Source organism: Pseudomonas sp. Emmai, assembly GCF_055179735.1.
Genome location: NZ_CM143685.1, coordinates 2,242,813 through 2,257,212, shown reverse-complemented (window position 1 = coordinate 2,257,212; position 14,400 = coordinate 2,242,813). Strand labels below are relative to the sequence as shown.

Below are 14,400 nucleotides of genomic sequence, written 5' to 3'. Positions count from 1 at the left end.
CATGACCACGACCGAACAGCTGAGTGCCTTGAGTTCAATACTGGCTCAAAGCGGTTTGCACAGCCTGTTCCAGCCGATCATCTCCCTCTCTGAACGACGAATCATCGGCTACGAAGCCCTGAGCCGTGGCCCCTCCAACAGCCCGCTGCACTCCCCCATCGCCCTGTTCGCCGTGGCCCGTCAGGCCGGGCGTCTCAGTGAGCTGGAAATCGCCTGCCGCCAGAGCGCATGCCGGCGGTTCAATGAACAGCAACTGCCGGGCAAGTTGTTCCTCAACGTGTCGCCGGAATCCCTGCTCGAAACCTCACACCAACCCGGTCGCACCCTGCAACTGCTGCAGGACTTCGGCATTCCGCCGAGCCAGGTGGTGATCGAACTCACCGAGCAAACCCCGACCGATGATTTTCAGTTGCTGCAAAACGCCTTGCATCACTACCGGGCGATGGGGTTTTCCATTGCGCTGGACGATCTCGGCGCCGGCTATTCGAGTTTGCGACTGTGGTCCGAGCTGCGGCCGGATTACGTGAAGATTGATCGGCACTTCATCGACGGCATCCACCAGGACGCGCTCAAGCGTGAGTTCGTCGGCTCGATCCTGCAAATCGCCAAAGCTTCCCGTGCGCAAGTGATCGCCGAAGGTATCGAGTTGCCGGAAGAACTCGCGGTACTGACCGAAATGGGTGTCGATCTGGTGCAGGGCTATCTGCTTTGCCGCCCCCAGGAACATCCGCCCCGGGACGCTCGGGCTCTGATGCCCAAACAGGAAAGCACGGCGGTGGCGCTGAACGACGAAAGCAGCGACCTCAGCGCCCTGCTCAACGACCAACCGGCCGTGGACCGCGACACGCCGACAGCCGAGGTGCTGGAAGCTTTCCGCCGCCAAGCCAATCTCAACTCCCTGGCGGTGCTCGACGAGCAAGGCCAGCCCTGCGGCATCGTCCACCGCCATTCGCTCTCCGACGCACTGCTCAAGCCCTTTGCCACCGACCTGTTCGCCCGCAAACCCATCAGCCGTTTGATGAACGACGACTTCCTCGCCGTGGAAATGAGCCAGTCACTGCAACAAGTCAGCCGCCTGATCACCAGCCGCGCCCGGCAACGCATCGAAGAAGACTTCATCATCACCCTCAACGGCGGTTATCTGGGGCTGGGCCGGGTCATCGACGTGCTCAAGCTGATTACTGAACTCAAGATCCAACAAGCCCGCTACGCCAACCCGCTGACCCTGTTACCCGGCAACGTGCCGATCCAGCAATGCCTGACACGGCTGCTGCAACAAGCGCGGGAATCGGTGATCTGCTACGTCGACATCGACAGCTTCAAACCCTTCAACGACATCTACGGCTACGGCCGGGGGGATGAAGTCCTACTGTGTCTGGCGCAATGTCTGAATGACCGCGTTGATCCTTCCCGCGACTTCGTCGGACATATCGGCGGTGATGACTTTTTGCTGGTGCTTGGGCCGGAGGATTGGCGCAGACGGTTGAACCAGTTGCTGGATGATTTTCATAGCCAATGCCGGCGGTTCTATCGCGCTGAACATCTGGAGGCTGGCTGCTTTATTGCGCCGAATCGTCAGGGTGTAAGGCAGGAGTTTCCGTTGTTGTCGTTGTCGATTGGCGTAGTACATCTGCACCCGGAGGCCTGTGGACAACTCGATGCTAGCCAGTTGGCCGAGATGGCGTCACAGGCCAAGCATCACGCGAAGAATGTTCCGGGGTACAGCGTGCATGTGATTGATAGCCTCGCGGTGCCCGAAGCCGAAGACACATTAATCGCCGGCCATCGCTAACCTGATCGTTCCCACGCTCCGCGCGGGAATGCCTCCAGGGACGCTCCGCGTTCCAGGCCCACTGCTGATGTCGAGCCGTACACCAATGTGACGCAGAGCGTCACGGGCTGCAATCCCACGCAGAGCGTGGGAACGATCATCATCCTTTGATCATGACCATGTGGAATTGGCTTTAATGCAACTAAGCGATCAACTTCGCAAATTTTAACAAAGGTTTACATCAGCCAAAAACTTCATCCAGTATAGTTTTTCGCAACTCGCGAAGCCTGGATGAAACTTAATGCAGTCGAGCAACAATCTAGTAGACCCTGAACTTATAAACATCCGACGACTGTTCGCAACTCCCCTGGCAAGTATCCAGTGCCCCGACGCAGAAAAACTCAATGCTGAGCTGAAAACTATCGTCATCAATCGTATGGCGCAAGATCGCAACGGCGCGCAACGTAGCAATGACGGTGGTTGGCAATCTACGCACGACTTCCCTGAATGGGGAGGAGAAGCCTGCGAGGTTTTAGTGAGGTTTGCCACAGCGTTCGCCAAGCAACTGACTGCGGTTCATAGCGAGCAATACGGATTAACCGAGCCCCGTTTCGAATGGAAACTCAACGCTTGGGCAAACGTGAATGAGGCGGGCCACAGCAATTCACTGCATGGCCACCCTGGTGCGTTCTGGTCAGGGGCTTACTGGGTCGACGCCGGCGGCCGGGAGGACGATCCAGCTGTCGGAGGTGATCTGGAATTTATGGACCCGCGCGGCATGGTTGCATCGACATATAATCCTGCTCTGCGAATGAGAGTCGAAGATTGCCTTACTGCCGGTTTTAGTTGTACTTATCCCGCCAGAAGTGGAACGTTCATCATGTTTCCATCGTGGCTAATGCATTCAGTACAACGTTTTGAAGGCGCGAGACCGCGAATCTCTATTGCTTTTAACTTTGGTGCTTAACGAGATACCTATTTACTTGAACCACCGCCAACTTCGTAGACACATTTAAATATCCGCTATTGACCAATTAAAAAGATCGCAGCCTTCGGCAGCTCCTACAGAAAAATGGTATCCATCCCGTAGGAGCTGCCGAAGGCTGCGATCTTTTGATCTTGATCTTATCGAAGGAACCGCCCGCTAGCCTGCGAAGCTGCCAAATATCCTAGCCACTCTAAACCCTGCATTGAGGGAGCTTGCTCCAGATACTCTTTGCATCCGCTCATCCACCGTGTAAAAGGTGAGCAACCGATTATTGAACTCAATACAAATGAAAAGTGGCGATATCTCGCGAATACAGCTTCCCGAAGGTGAACTGCTGAATTTTCTCGCTGATCTGGCCACTCTCGAATGGCGGAAATACGGTTCGCGGATAGCCCAGACCTGGAATGGTCGCGAACATGTGGAGCTTCCTGGCAAGCTACCGTGGGTGGTGTTTCGTTTCGAGCAGGAAGACGAGGCAACGATGAAACGCTTGGAGGCGGCTGTTTCAAGTTATGAAGGCCGTGAGCGCTGGCTGCTGCTTGCCCACATCAGAGCCCCCCTGCCCGGCACAAACTGGATGATTTGCCTCGAACGCTCCGACCTGATCGAGCGCCTAGCAACGAATGCGAACCTTCCAATCTGGCAATACCTCGAACGAGAGAAGCCTGGCTTTCGGGATCTGGCATTCGAGGATTTCAATGGACTGACCGCGCACGTGAAGAGGTGTATGGCCACCACCCACTCAGACTGATGTTCGGACCGTCTGCTCTTGGGTCACGCTGTAGCCATTTCCTCATACGAAGCATTGACGACCGTGATGTGCTCATCCCAAACGGTTTCAACGACAGCCTGAATGATGTTGACCAGCGCCTCAATATCCGCCCCAGGGGCGCTGATACAAGCCAAACGACCGGGCGACCAATCGATAACGGTGCACTGAGGGTACATCTCTAGAAGCGCAGACAACATTTCATCAGGCGGTTCTTTGTGGGTGTACATGAAGTCGAAGTACGGGTCGCTGCCGTCTTGAAACAAGTACACCATTGCCCAGGCATTGGATGGTCCGGGGAACTACAGAGTAACGTGACGACGCGCCCATTCTGGCCCACCGTATTTGATACGGCGAAGCACGTCGATGATCGACGGACAATCGGGTATTCGGGTCATACGATCAGGGTCAAACTTGCGGCAAGGCTCAGGCTGAACGGCCGCTTCACCGGTCAGAAGTGCAGTCATTCTTGCTTTTTTCTTCATCGTATTACCGTGGTTTCAAGCGCCCGCTGTTGTCCGGCGTTTGCGCTTGAAGTCTAAGAAGAAAGATAGGGTGTCACGGCATCTTCGAGTATCTCCACCAACTCAGGATCCATATAACGATAGTCGTCAGGAATATCGAGCGAGTGAATCGGCTTGTGTTCAAGCAGGCGGGCGTATCCGGCCTGCAGACGATGCAGGTGTTTGCGCTCCATGACAAAGATGACATCGGCCCAGCGGATATCCGCTGGGCCGATGGGTTTACGTGCGTTTGGGCTAGTGCCCGCCGAGCGGGCATCGAAGCCAGGACGGCGGCGCCAGATCGCTTCCGCAGTAGGGCTGCGCCATTGGTTACGACTGCAGACAAACAGGAGGTTAGTCACTCTTGATCCAACAATTGGCGGGTACTGCGGATGGGATAGCTCATGCCGAGTTGGCGTGCCCTGCTCAACTTGTCAGCACGGGTGTACATCAGCTTCCAGTTCTTTTCTGGCTTGAATTCCAGCGGACGAACCGCTTTATCCCTGCCACATTTACGGGCCTGGGTACGTCTCCAGGCGCGGGTTCTTTGCATGATCATGTCCTCGTGAATACCGGGTTCAGCAGCCGCGGTAATACGAGTTGGGCGTATGGTAAGCGTGAAACGGGGCAGTGGCTAGGTTATAGGGAGGGGGACAGATTTATTTTCCGCCCCTTTCTGAAAAATAGATTGAAAAATAGATCAGTCCCCTTTTCTGAGATGGGACGACGGTTTCCCGTTACTTAATTTTGAACCCCTTTAATTTTTTCTAATCGCATAGCGTTACCCTGCCCCACTTGCGTAACACTCTCAGTTTCGATGGTCTGCACAACGCGACCCGTCTCATCCTTGGTGACCTGAACGGACTTGGTGTAAGTCCCTTGCACGCAGCCGCTCATTGGCAGCACCAGTGCACACAAAATCAGTCCGAAAATACGATTCATCAAAATTCCTTATTTAATCTTAAGTGGTTTGTCGCGCGGAAATCAGCATCGTCCAGCGCTATTGAACAGCGGTACGCCCTGCCCTAGGCCGAGAGCCCAGGGGACAGATTTTGCTCCTGAAATGGATAGGGTTCCTTCAACGAACGCTACCCACCAATACTCAGATAACGCTACGCAAATTACGTCAGCAAAAGCCCTTCCACTATTTTCTTTATTTCAGAAGGTGTTTCCTCGAAACCATATTTACCAGCGTTCGCTTTAGTCGTATTAAACCCTAGCGAATAGCCATTGAAATCAAAGTAGTAGTTATCAATCTTCCGCCTGCTGGGCTTATCTCTGGACAGCATCTCCAAAAGCACCTTGAGGTGAGTTCTGGTTAGCCAAAATCGTTGCGGTGGAGTGGGATTACAGTCGTATGTCAATTGCAGAATTAACCTAGCCAAATTGCCTCCCAAGACAAAAAATTATTGCATGCCGTTTGCGTGTAACGAGACGGAAGCTGCGTTTGGAAAACTTGGCCTAACGCCTATTAGCTGCCTCGAGGCTGACGTGCTGGATTGATCCACAGCGTGGGCAGGATTCCATGACGTCAAGACTCAGACTGCTTCAGAAACTCATCAATCTCCGAAGTAACCTGCTGCTGAATCACCCCACGCGACCTCCCACCCACCCCATCCCCACAAATAATCCCATCACCCTTCACATCCTCCTCAAGCATCGCCACCGCCCCTGGCTTACACACCGCCATAAAGCTGAAGTGGCTAGCATCACTGATCTCCACATAGCGTTTCGACGCTTGAGGCAGGCGTTTGGCCAGGTCGGCAGATTCCAACTGCGCAGGAAGCTCTTCAGACGGTACGCCCGCTGCGATGACCAGCGTCGGCACCGGCAGCGCCGCGAGGCTTTCGTCGGTCATCCCGCGTGACAGGCCCAGGTCCAGTGAAACAATGGCAGTGATGCGTTTATCGCTTAAGTCGGCGGCCAATTGAGCTTTGGATGCCGGGGTACTTGCGGGATTCATCTGTTGGTAAACGGTGCAACTGGCCAACGTTGGGTGGGCGTTGCAGTCTTGGGCAAAGCGATCAGGGTCGAAGCGGGCGCCAGCGATTTCCAGGACGGTCCAGCCGCCGAGTGAATGGCCGACCGCCGCAATTTGGCGCTTGGCGACTGCGCCAAATTTTTCTGGCTGGGCCGTGACAGCGTCGATGGCTCGGCTCAGGTCGGCGGGTCGTTGCCATAGCTGTGCGGCGGCTTGAGGGCTTCGGTCCCGGCTGGTGCTGCCGGGATGGTTGACCGCCGCGACGATGTAACCCTTGTGGGCCAGTGCGCTGGCCAGCCATGTCTGGTTGATCCAGCTGCCGTTGTAACCGTGGGAGAGCACCACCAATGGATGCTCGCCGGCAGTCGGTGGCGCGTTGGGTACGGCAAGGGCGCCGATGAACACGGGGTTGTCGCCGAACAACTGCGGTGCGGCGGTGGTTGTGCTGGGGTACCAGACGACCATTTCCAGTGAGCGCTCGTTTTGCGGGTCTGGCAGCGTCGAGGACTGGAAGCCGATGGGGTTATCGTTGGCGAATGCGCTGGTGGTGAGGCAAGTTAGAACCAGGATGCCGAGAGCTTTGTTCATTGTTTTTATCTTCCTTGATTAGATTGATCCATCTGTCCTGAAATCTGTTTCATATGATCGTTCCCATGCTCTGCGTGAGAACGATCAATCAACTACTTCAATGGGTTAAACGATGCCCAACGCCTTAAGAATCAACAGCGAGTTGTCGGCAAAGGCGTGCGCCTGTTCGGTCAGTTCCGCGATGTTTTCTTCTGCGGTGGTCAGCGCCCTACCGTCCTTGACCAACCCCTCCCCCTGCTCACTGATGACACTCCAGGCCAGTTGCGCCCATTCCGCCGGATGCTTTCTGCCTTGTTTGATCGATATCAGGAACAGTTGCTGGAAGCGGCTGATCGGCACGCCGCCGCCCGTCACGGGGCTGGCCAGGACCTGGATTTTGTTGCTGAGCAGCGAGCGTTTGCAGAGCTGCAGGTTGAGGGTGGTGCAGCGCGCCTGTACCAGCTTCTCGGCCGCTTCGCTCTGGCACGGTGCCGCGGCGCTCATCCCTATCAATACGGTGATGGCCTGGACCAGGTCGTCATAAGGCATCGAGGGCACGGCCGCTGACAACTGCCGCAACGTTTTGGGGACATAGGCGTTGGCTGCCAGCGCTTCGAGTACGGGGACGTATATCTCTGCCTGCAGCGACGCTTCGCCGGCCGGGCCTTTGACGGTGTCGGGGACGCTTTCTGCCGGTTGGAGCAGGACAAAACGTGTATTGAGCATCGCTTGGCGGCGTTCGGAGGCGGACAGTCGGTTGGCACCGCGCACGTACAAGTCCCGGCGGAAGCTCTGGTTGACGAAGTAGTCACGCGCTTGCTCACGCATGATCGGGTGATCGATGCCCTCGAGAAAGTCCATGGCTTCTGCGCTCAAGTTGAGCGGATCCACCGTATCGAGCGGCACGGCTGTCGTGGCGAAGTCGAGTTTGGCAGATGCGAGGGCATCGACCACGTCGGTGAAGTACATGCAATTCCAGTCGCGGTTGAAGTATTCATGGGCGACGTACTGGCGATCCTGGCCTTTGATGCTCTGCAGCTTGGCGTTCAGGCTCGGGACCGCGCTGGCGTAAGCAGGGTTGGCCGCCAGCAGCGTTTCGGAGAATTGCAATGCGGCGTCTATGCGCTGGTCCGGGCGTTCGGAGCGGTTTGTCGCAAAGCGGTCGTGCAGACTGAACAGGTGACGTAATGGCGCCTGGGGCGACCAGCCGGGGAAGCAGTTGTAGCTGATGTACAGCAGACCACCGGGCTTGAGGTGACGCCGGGCGAATTCGACGATCAATTTCTGGTTGTCGCGACTGACCCAGGTCCAGATGCCATGCAGGCTGATGCTGTCGAATTGCGGCAAATCATCTCGGGCCAGCAGTTGTTCGAAGCTGTCGTCATACAGCTGCGCATCGCTGTTCCAGGCAGTCGCCAGTGCACTGGCATGAGCCGCCTGGCCCGGATGGAAGTCAGTGCCTACCCAGGACCCTGGATTGGCGGCGGCATGGATGTTGATCGAGACGCCCTGGCCAAAGCCCAATTCGCAGTGATAGCCGTCGGTTGTCTCCAGACTGGCAAAGCCGCGCAGCAACAAGCAATAGCGCAGGAAGACTGGATTGATTTCCCGGCTATAGCTGTAGGTGTAGCCTTCGTCGGTGAAATATCCTTCGTTCCAGGCAGCGCTCATGCTCGTATCCTTTTACTTCGAAAGTGAAGGTGGCTTTTATAAGGGGTAGGCATTGGGTGCCACAAGGGGAAAGACGCGGACGAGTGTTTTTTCGCAGACGATCGTCAGGCGCCACGTCTGCTTATTGAACAAGCATCGGATCACTGCGAAGCACTGTCGCTCGGCAACCCTTTCAACTTGATCTCCGCCAACGGGTGCCCAGCCTTCAGCGCAATCCGCCAGAACCGCGCGGCTTCCACCGGGTCCGGCGCTTTGCTCGGCGTGCCCGCCAAACTGATAACCCCGACCTGATACGCCGCTTTGCCATCCCCCGCCAACGCCGCCAGGCGCAGCAATCGTACGCCTTCCTCACGTGCACCAAGGCCAACGCCACGAAAGGTCAGGATGTGGCCATAGAAGCTTTGCGCGCTGACGTCGCCGAGGTTGGCCATGCGGGCGAATTGGCCTTCGAGCCATTTCCAGCCCCGTGGCTGTTTCACAAACCACGACCAGTGAAACAGCCTGCGGGCCAACCAGTAGGAGGCCCGCGCCTTGAGTCGTAAGAACACTCAGGCCTCCGCAGATTCGGGGTACTCGTATTCGAACACCCGCACCACTTCCGAGGCATGCCAGGAAGCGGCCGCGACGCCGTCGGACGGCCCGGAGAACCGGCCAAGGCGTTCGACACATTCGAAGAAGCCGGTGCGCGGCAGGCGGCTGGCGCCTTGGCTGATCACCAGTGAGCTGCGCAAGGGCTGCTCGGCCTTGGCGTCCAGGGCGGCCAGGTGTTCAAGGGCCGCGGTCAGGGTTTGCATGGCCGGGGTGGGCAACTGCAAACGCTCCAGCAGCGCTCGATAAGTCAGAAGATGGCGCTGGCGGCGCGCCTGGTCCAGTTCACCCAGCAACCCGTCCCAATGTTGACGACTGATGCGTACGCTCACGATTCATCCCTCCACCCTGGCACCGTCAATTCCCAGGCCAGGCTGCGGCGAATCGCAGCGTCGGGTTGACGCTCGCCACTTTCGATCAAGGCCAGATAAGACGGGCTGATGCCTACCGTGCGGGCCAGCGCCTCGATGGCGATGCCCTTCCCTTCGCGCAAACTGCGGAGTTGATCCAGACCCGGAAGGATCTGGTCTGCTGCGGCCGCCGGGCGCTCTGGGGCGGCCCGTGGCGGTTGTTGCTCGATGCCTGCTGCTTTCAGTAGAGCCTGATACTGAGCCCATGGAACAACTGCATATTCGGGCTCGCCTTCGCGTGTGATTATCTGAATATCCATGACTTCCCCGTAGGACAACGACACTTAGCGAGTCGGCACTTTTCCCTTGAAGTGTAATCCTAACAGCGGCCAAGGTCGCGAGGGCATCAATCTAAGATGAAAGTGCCATCACTTAGTCATCTTTGGGGCCTTGAAGCTGAAGTTGCTCCGGGGTATCGGGCAGGCGTTCGACCACGGCCAGCTTCTCCGGCAACTGCCGATTGCGCCAGGCGCGGAAGGCGTTGAGTTCGTCGTCGAGGGTTTTCATTACCCAGGCCAGCACGGCGATGTCGTCGAGCATGCCGAATACCGGGATGAAGTCCGGGATGGCATCGAGGGGGCTGAGGAAATACATCAGGCCGGCCACGACAGTCAGAATCGATTTGCGGCTGATGGCCCGGTACTCGCCGCGCCAGTAGGCCAGGCACAAGGCCTGCAACAGCCGCAGGTCATCCTTGAGCTTACCCAGGCGGCCGCCTTCACTGGCACTTTTGCTGGCCACGGCGAATAGCAGGGTCGGCAATCGACCTTTAGCCAACAGACGCCCGGCCAGTGGCAGGAAGCGAGCGAAATTCCAGGGTGCTTTCATCTTTTCCTCCCACTGAAATGTTATCCACACAAATTGTGGATAACCTTGTGAACAGAGCTGCATTTCACGTCTGCAAGCCCCGTTTTATAAGGGCTCAACTCAGATCGGGCGTTTTTTACTCACATAAAAAAACCCAAGATTTCATTGACTTGGCGGTGAGGTGCGGCTAGCCCAACGCTCTCACTGCCTATGACTCCAGCCTACAGCATCCGTTCGCTTTCTTTGCAAGCGGCCAAACCCCGGATACAACAACGCCCCGCATAATGCGAGGCGTTGTTTTTCCAGCAGACGACGTTACTTGGCGGCGTCTTGTTTCGCTGGATCTTTGATTGCCAGCAGCTCCAGGTCGAATACCAGCACCGAGTTGGCTGGTATTGCCGGGCTTGGGCTTTGCGCGCCGTAAGCCAGGTCGCTAGGGATGTACAGCTTGTACTTCTCGCCGACGTGCATCAGTTGCAGGCCTTCGACCCAACCTGGAATCACACCGCTGACCGGCAGATCAATCGGGCTACCGCGATCAACCGAGCTGTCAAAGGTGGTGCCGTTGGTCAGCTTGCCGGTGTAGTGAACAGTCACTACGTCGGTCGGCTTAGGCTGAGGACCATCCGCTTTTTTCACAACTTCATATTGCAGACCGGACGCAGTGGTCACTACGCCGGCTTTCTTGGCGTTTTCTGCGAGGAATTTCTTGCCGTCGGCTGCCGACTCTTCGCTCATTTTCGCCATGCGTTCTTCTGCACGCTTCTGCAGTGCTGCGAAGGCCTCGACCAGTTCGTCGTCCTTCAGCTTCTGTTCTTTCTTGCCGACGGCATCTTCGATGCCTTGGGCTACGGCCTTGGAATCGAGATCATCCATGCCTTCCTGAGCCAGGCTCTTGCCCATGTTCAGGCCAATCCCGTAGGAAGCTTTTTGCGCCGGGGTTTTCAGCTCTACGCTGGTCTGCGAATCACAACCCGCAAGTACCAGGCTTACCAGGGCCACCGCCGCCGCCAACCGATGCTGTTTCATGCTATTTCCTTGTTCATGCGCCTAAAGGGCAATCGAATAAAGCCGCGAGCTTATCAGGCGGCCACGACCAATGGCTACCGGCATGAGAGCAGGAAACTTCTGATAAGTTCAGGTCTTTTAAAGCATTTCGGGAATGGGCTGGATGAAGTTTCTGTCATCTTGATCCCGCAAGCGCCGACGCCGGTTCCTACAACACTTGGCGTAATGGCCACTTGCCGCCACCTAAGCAGCTGAGGCATAAGAGAGCTACAAATCGACAAGGATGTTTATCTTGCACCTCTTATTCCGTTTGCCGGCTCTGATCGCTGTACTGCTGGGACTTGGCCTGACGGTAGTTCTGTACTACGTCGCCAATCCCAGATTGCCTCTCTATACCCCGGTGCAACAGATGCATTACCTGGAGCAGTGGAGCGCGGCCGACCGCCTGACCTACTATTTCACGCCCCAGGGCACGCAGGTCAAAGGCCTGCATTACGACTGGTTCCAGGCCCTGGAGCTACCGTTCTCGCAACAGCGATTTGCCACCCCGGAATATCTCGCGCGCTTCGGCTTCCTGATCGATCCGGCGCAGAAAGCCACGCCCAACAACCCGGGAAACCTGCCCGTGGGGTTTGCCCGGCACCAGAATCCGGGCAGCCCGGACCAGTTTCTCGACATCACTTGCGCCGCTTGCCACACCGGCGAGTTGCGTTTCAATGGCCAGGCTGTGCGTATCGATGGCGGCTCGGCGCAGCATGTCTTGCCACCCAGCGTGCCGACCCTGCGCGGTGGCAGTTTTGGCCAGGCCTTGGTCGCCAGTCTGGTATCGACTTATTACAACCCTTGGAAATTCGAACGTTTCGCACGCAACGTGCTGGGCGCGGACTACGACGCTCGGCATCAAATCCTACGGGAAGACTTCAAACGCTCTCTCGATACCTTCGTGAAAACCGCGTGGAACGACACCCATCGCGGGCTCTATCCGACCGAAGAAGGCCCAGGCCGCACCGATGCGTTCGGACGCATCGCCAACGCCAGTTTCGGTGACGCGATCACCCCGGATAACTACCGTGTGGCCAACGCCCCGGTGGATTATCCACAGCTGTGGGACATCTGGACCTTCGATTGGGTGCAGTGGAACGGCTCGGCGCAGCAGCCGATGGCGCGCAATATCGGCGAGGCGCTGGGTGTGGGCGCGACCCTGAATTTCTTCGACGACAACGGCCAGCCGTTCACGGGTGATGCGCGCTACCCCTCCAGCGTTCGCGTTCGTGATCTGAACCTGATCGAAGAAACCCTGCAACGCCTGAAGCCGCCCGCTTGGCCGGAAGAGGTGCTGGGTCGCGTGGACAAACCTTTGGCGGCCCAAGGTCGCACGTTGTTCGCCGAGAACTGCGCCAGTTGTCATGTGCCCCGCGTGACGCCAATCAACGGACGTCCAGTGCAGCAGCTCAAGTTGCTGCCGGTCGCCGCGATCGGCACCGATCCCACCGCAGCCAACAACATTGCCGACCACCGCTTCGATCTCACGGCGTTGCAATGGGATCCGGCGGAACTCGGGCAACTCGACGTTCAACTGCATCCCAAGCCGACCGAGCCGCTGGACCTGAGCAAACTTTCGGTGGCCAAGGGACTGGCCTACGTCACAGCCTTCGTCGAAAACCGGGCGTACCGTGAGGCCAAGCTCACCCCGGCGGAACGCCGGGACCTGGATGGCTTCGGCCTGCCTATCGGTGTTCAGGAGCTGCGTGCCTACAAAGCCCGGCCACTGGCGGGTGTGTGGGCCACCGCGCCATTTCTGCACAACGGTTCGGTGCCGAGCATTTACCAATTGCTGTCGCCTCAGGATGAGCGCTCCACCACCTTCTATAAAGGCACCTTCGAGTACGACCCCAGACACCTGGGCTATCGCACCGAAGCCTTTACCAACGGTTTTGTGTTCGACACGCGCATCACCGGCAACCACAACAGTGGTCATGAATTCCGCGCCGGCGAGCGTGGCAACGGCGTGATTGGCCGCTTGCTGCAACCCCAGGAACGCTGGGCGTTGCTGGAATACCTGAAAGTGCTGGGCGGCCCGCTGGAGGCGCAATTGCCATGAATCCTGAATTCATCAAAAGGACTTGCTGATGTTGATTACCCTTTGGCTGCGCCTCGGCGCCTTCCTCGGAAAACTCCTGCTGTGGGTGCTGGGTCTGGGGTTGTTGAGTTGGGCGCTGGCCACCGCGTGGCTTGCCTGGCAGCACAGCGGCGCGGTGTCGGCGGATGAACAGATTCCGGACGGTGAGTCGGCGATGACCCAAGACATCATCCAGACCGCCGTGCGTATCGTCGATCAGCACCGCGAAAGCACGCGCTACCTGCGCGATGCCCACGCAAAAGCCCATGGCTGCGTGAGGGCCGAGGTTCAGGTGTTGCCGGATCTGGCGGCGGAATTGCGTCAAGGCGTGTTCAGCGAGCCGGGGAAAACCTGGCAGGCGAGCGTGCGATTGTCCAACGGCAACGCCTACCCGCAATTTGACAGCATCCGCGACGCGCGGGGCATGGCCATCAAGTTGCTCGATGTGCCCGGCAAACAATTACTGGCCGACCAGGCGGCTCGTCACGAACAGGATTTCGTGATGTTCAGCCATCCGAATTTCTTTGTCAGCGATGTCGCCGAGTACCGTCAGAATGTGGCCGCCCAGGCTGACGGCAAGTCGGCGATGGCGTTTTTTCCGGGTTGGGACCCGCGCACGTGGCAGGTTCGCCACTTGTTTATCGCACTGGCGACGCTCTCCCCTGCTCCCGACAGTCCGACTCAGACTACGTATTTCTCGGTTTCGCCCTACAAATTCGGCGCAAACAATGCCAAGTTCCGCGTCATGCCCGATCCGGGAAGCTGCCCGGCCTACACCCTGCCCAAGCAAAATCAGGATCTGCCGAACTTCCTGCGCAGTGCGCTGAATCAACAGCTATCGACTGATCGGGTCCCGGCGTGTTTCGTCTTGCAGATCCAGCGCCAGGATGCGAACAAGTACATGCCGATCGAAGACACCAGCATTGAGTGGCGGGAAAGTGATGCGCCGTTCGAGACAGTCGCGAAGATCAACCTGCCGGCGCAGGACTTCGACACGCCGGCGCTGAATCTGCAATGCGATAACCAGTCGTTCAACCCGTGGTTCGGGCTGGAGGCGCATCGGCCGATTGGCGGGATCAATCGGCTGCGTAAGGCGGTGTATGAGGCCGTGAGTGATTACCGACACAGCCGCAACGGCGAGCAGTAACAGCAGCATTTACCAAATCCCGGACAGCAAAAAGCCCGCATTAAGCGGGCTTTCTGTGTGGTGACCTGGCG

Annotated in this window: 16 protein-coding genes; 5 read left to right on the top strand and 11 right to left on the bottom strand. The window is 57.6% G+C overall.

The features are described from left to right. Position 1: 1 nt before the first annotated feature. The 3 genes from ACY4LX_RS10270 (at position 2) to ACY4LX_RS10260 (ending at position 3,510) form a co-directional block, all read left to right on the top strand. Positions 2 to 1,792 carry a bifunctional diguanylate cyclase/phosphodiesterase gene (locus ACY4LX_RS10270; RefSeq protein WP_463259820.1) on the top strand — a complete coding sequence of 597 codons (1,791 nt, stop codon included), beginning with the start codon at positions 2 to 4 and terminating at the stop codon, positions 1,790 to 1,792. Positions 1,793 to 2,072: 280 nt separating this feature from the next. Further along, positions 2,073 to 2,738 carry a TIGR02466 family protein gene (locus ACY4LX_RS10265; protein WP_463259819.1) on the top strand — a complete coding sequence of 222 codons (666 nt, stop codon included), beginning with the start codon at positions 2,073 to 2,075 and terminating at the stop codon, positions 2,736 to 2,738. 307 nt (positions 2,739 to 3,045) lie between these two features. After that, a complete protein-coding gene (locus tag ACY4LX_RS10260) occupies positions 3,046 to 3,510 on the top strand; it encodes a hypothetical protein (protein ID WP_463259818.1) in 465 nt (154 codons plus the stop codon). 23 nt (positions 3,511 to 3,533) lie between these two features. Here ACY4LX_RS10260 and ACY4LX_RS10255 read toward each other — a convergent pair whose 3' ends face one another. The 11 genes from ACY4LX_RS10255 to ACY4LX_RS10205 all read right to left on the bottom strand — a co-directional run bounded on the left by ACY4LX_RS10255 (position 3,534) and on the right by ACY4LX_RS10205 (position 11,084). Then, positions 3,534 to 3,803, bottom strand: coding sequence for a hypothetical protein (locus ACY4LX_RS10255; RefSeq protein ID WP_463259817.1), 270 nt, complete (start codon positions 3,801 to 3,803; stop codon positions 3,534 to 3,536). Between the two features lie 263 nt (positions 3,804 to 4,066). Continuing rightward, entirely contained in the window at positions 4,067 to 4,393 is a 327-nt protein-coding gene (locus tag ACY4LX_RS10250; RefSeq protein ID WP_463259816.1) for a low molecular weight protein tyrosine phosphatase family protein, read from the bottom strand. Then, complete coding sequence (locus ACY4LX_RS10245) at positions 4,390 to 4,584, bottom strand: hypothetical protein (RefSeq protein WP_463259815.1); 195 nt, start codon at positions 4,582 to 4,584, stop codon at positions 4,390 to 4,392. Before ACY4LX_RS10245 ends, ACY4LX_RS10250 begins: the two co-directional genes overlap by 4 nt. Positions 4,585 to 4,772: 188 nt before the next feature. Next, positions 4,773 to 4,973 carry a hypothetical protein gene (locus tag ACY4LX_RS10240; protein ID WP_157711633.1) on the bottom strand — a complete coding sequence of 67 codons (201 nt, stop codon included), beginning with the start codon at positions 4,971 to 4,973 and terminating at the stop codon, positions 4,773 to 4,775. A 589-nt stretch (positions 4,974 to 5,562) separates the two neighbouring features. Then, positions 5,563 to 6,600: an alpha/beta hydrolase family protein gene (locus ACY4LX_RS10235; RefSeq protein ID WP_463259814.1), complete on the bottom strand. Its 1,038-nt coding sequence runs from the start codon at positions 6,598 to 6,600 to the stop codon at positions 5,563 to 5,565. A gap of 105 nt (positions 6,601 to 6,705) precedes the next feature. Further along, on the bottom strand, positions 6,706 to 8,250 hold the full coding sequence (locus ACY4LX_RS10230; RefSeq protein ID WP_463259813.1) for a methyltransferase regulatory domain-containing protein: 1,545 nt from the start codon (positions 8,248 to 8,250) through the stop codon (positions 6,706 to 6,708). A 140-nt stretch (positions 8,251 to 8,390) separates the two neighbouring features. Beyond that, positions 8,391 to 8,798, bottom strand: coding sequence for an SEL1-like repeat protein (locus ACY4LX_RS10225; RefSeq protein WP_149656920.1), 408 nt, complete (start codon positions 8,796 to 8,798; stop codon positions 8,391 to 8,393). Then, positions 8,799 to 9,170: a hypothetical protein gene (locus tag ACY4LX_RS10220; protein WP_003223109.1), complete on the bottom strand. Its 372-nt coding sequence runs from the start codon at positions 9,168 to 9,170 to the stop codon at positions 8,799 to 8,801. Beyond that, entirely contained in the window at positions 9,167 to 9,508 is a 342-nt protein-coding gene (locus tag ACY4LX_RS10215) for a helix-turn-helix domain-containing protein (protein WP_149656921.1), read from the bottom strand. The genes ACY4LX_RS10220 and ACY4LX_RS10215 overlap by 4 nt, the downstream gene beginning before the upstream one ends. A 112-nt stretch (positions 9,509 to 9,620) precedes the next feature. Beyond that, positions 9,621 to 10,076, bottom strand: a complete 456-nt coding sequence (locus ACY4LX_RS10210) for a YkvA family protein (RefSeq protein WP_149656922.1) — start codon at positions 10,074 to 10,076, stop codon at positions 9,621 to 9,623. Between the two features lie 294 nt (positions 10,077 to 10,370). Next, a complete protein-coding gene (locus tag ACY4LX_RS10205; RefSeq protein WP_133836585.1) occupies positions 10,371 to 11,084 on the bottom strand; it encodes an FKBP-type peptidyl-prolyl cis-trans isomerase in 714 nt (237 codons plus the stop codon). Between the two features lie 271 nt (positions 11,085 to 11,355). Between ACY4LX_RS10205 and ACY4LX_RS10200 the strand changes: the two genes are divergently transcribed. Next, complete coding sequence (locus ACY4LX_RS10200) at positions 11,356 to 13,164, top strand: di-heme-cytochrome C peroxidase (RefSeq protein WP_463259812.1); 1,809 nt, start codon at positions 11,356 to 11,358, stop codon at positions 13,162 to 13,164. Positions 13,165 to 13,192: 28 nt separating this feature from the next. Next, positions 13,193 to 14,329 (top strand): catalase family protein, encoded by a 1,137-nt coding sequence (locus tag ACY4LX_RS10195; RefSeq protein ID WP_149656924.1) that lies wholly within the window; start codon positions 13,193 to 13,195, stop codon positions 14,327 to 14,329. Positions 14,330 to 14,400 lie beyond the last annotated feature (71 nt).

What these genes read in the sequence shown, in the direction of transcription:
- ACY4LX_RS10270 (WP_463259820.1), top strand. Translation starts at nt 2, where the DNA reads ATGACCACGACCGAACAGCTGAGTGCCTTGAGTTCAATACTGGCTCAA.
- ACY4LX_RS10265 (WP_463259819.1), top strand. Translation starts at nt 2,073, where the DNA reads ATGCAGTCGAGCAACAATCTAGTAGACCCTGAACTTATAAACATCCGA.
- ACY4LX_RS10260 (WP_463259818.1), top strand. Translation starts at nt 3,046, where the DNA reads ATGAAAAGTGGCGATATCTCGCGAATACAGCTTCCCGAAGGTGAACTG.
- ACY4LX_RS10255 (WP_463259817.1), bottom strand. Translation starts at nt 3,803, where the DNA reads ATGGTGTACTTGTTTCAAGACGGCAGCGACCCGTACTTCGACTTCATG.
- ACY4LX_RS10245 (WP_463259815.1), bottom strand. Translation starts at nt 4,584, where the DNA reads ATGCAAAGAACCCGCGCCTGGAGACGTACCCAGGCCCGTAAATGTGGC.
- ACY4LX_RS10240 (WP_157711633.1), bottom strand. Translation starts at nt 4,973, where the DNA reads ATGAATCGTATTTTCGGACTGATTTTGTGTGCACTGGTGCTGCCAATG.
- ACY4LX_RS10235 (WP_463259814.1), bottom strand. Translation starts at nt 6,600, where the DNA reads ATGAACAAAGCTCTCGGCATCCTGGTTCTAACTTGCCTCACCACCAGC.
- ACY4LX_RS10230 (WP_463259813.1), bottom strand. Translation starts at nt 8,250, where the DNA reads ATGAGCGCTGCCTGGAACGAAGGATATTTCACCGACGAAGGCTACACC.
- ACY4LX_RS10215 (WP_149656921.1), bottom strand. Translation starts at nt 9,508, where the DNA reads ATGGATATTCAGATAATCACACGCGAAGGCGAGCCCGAATATGCAGTT.
- ACY4LX_RS10210 (WP_149656922.1), bottom strand. Translation starts at nt 10,076, where the DNA reads ATGAAAGCACCCTGGAATTTCGCTCGCTTCCTGCCACTGGCCGGGCGT.
- ACY4LX_RS10205 (WP_133836585.1), bottom strand. Translation starts at nt 11,084, where the DNA reads ATGAAACAGCATCGGTTGGCGGCGGCGGTGGCCCTGGTAAGCCTGGTA.
- ACY4LX_RS10195 (WP_149656924.1), top strand. Translation starts at nt 13,193, where the DNA reads ATGTTGATTACCCTTTGGCTGCGCCTCGGCGCCTTCCTCGGAAAACTC.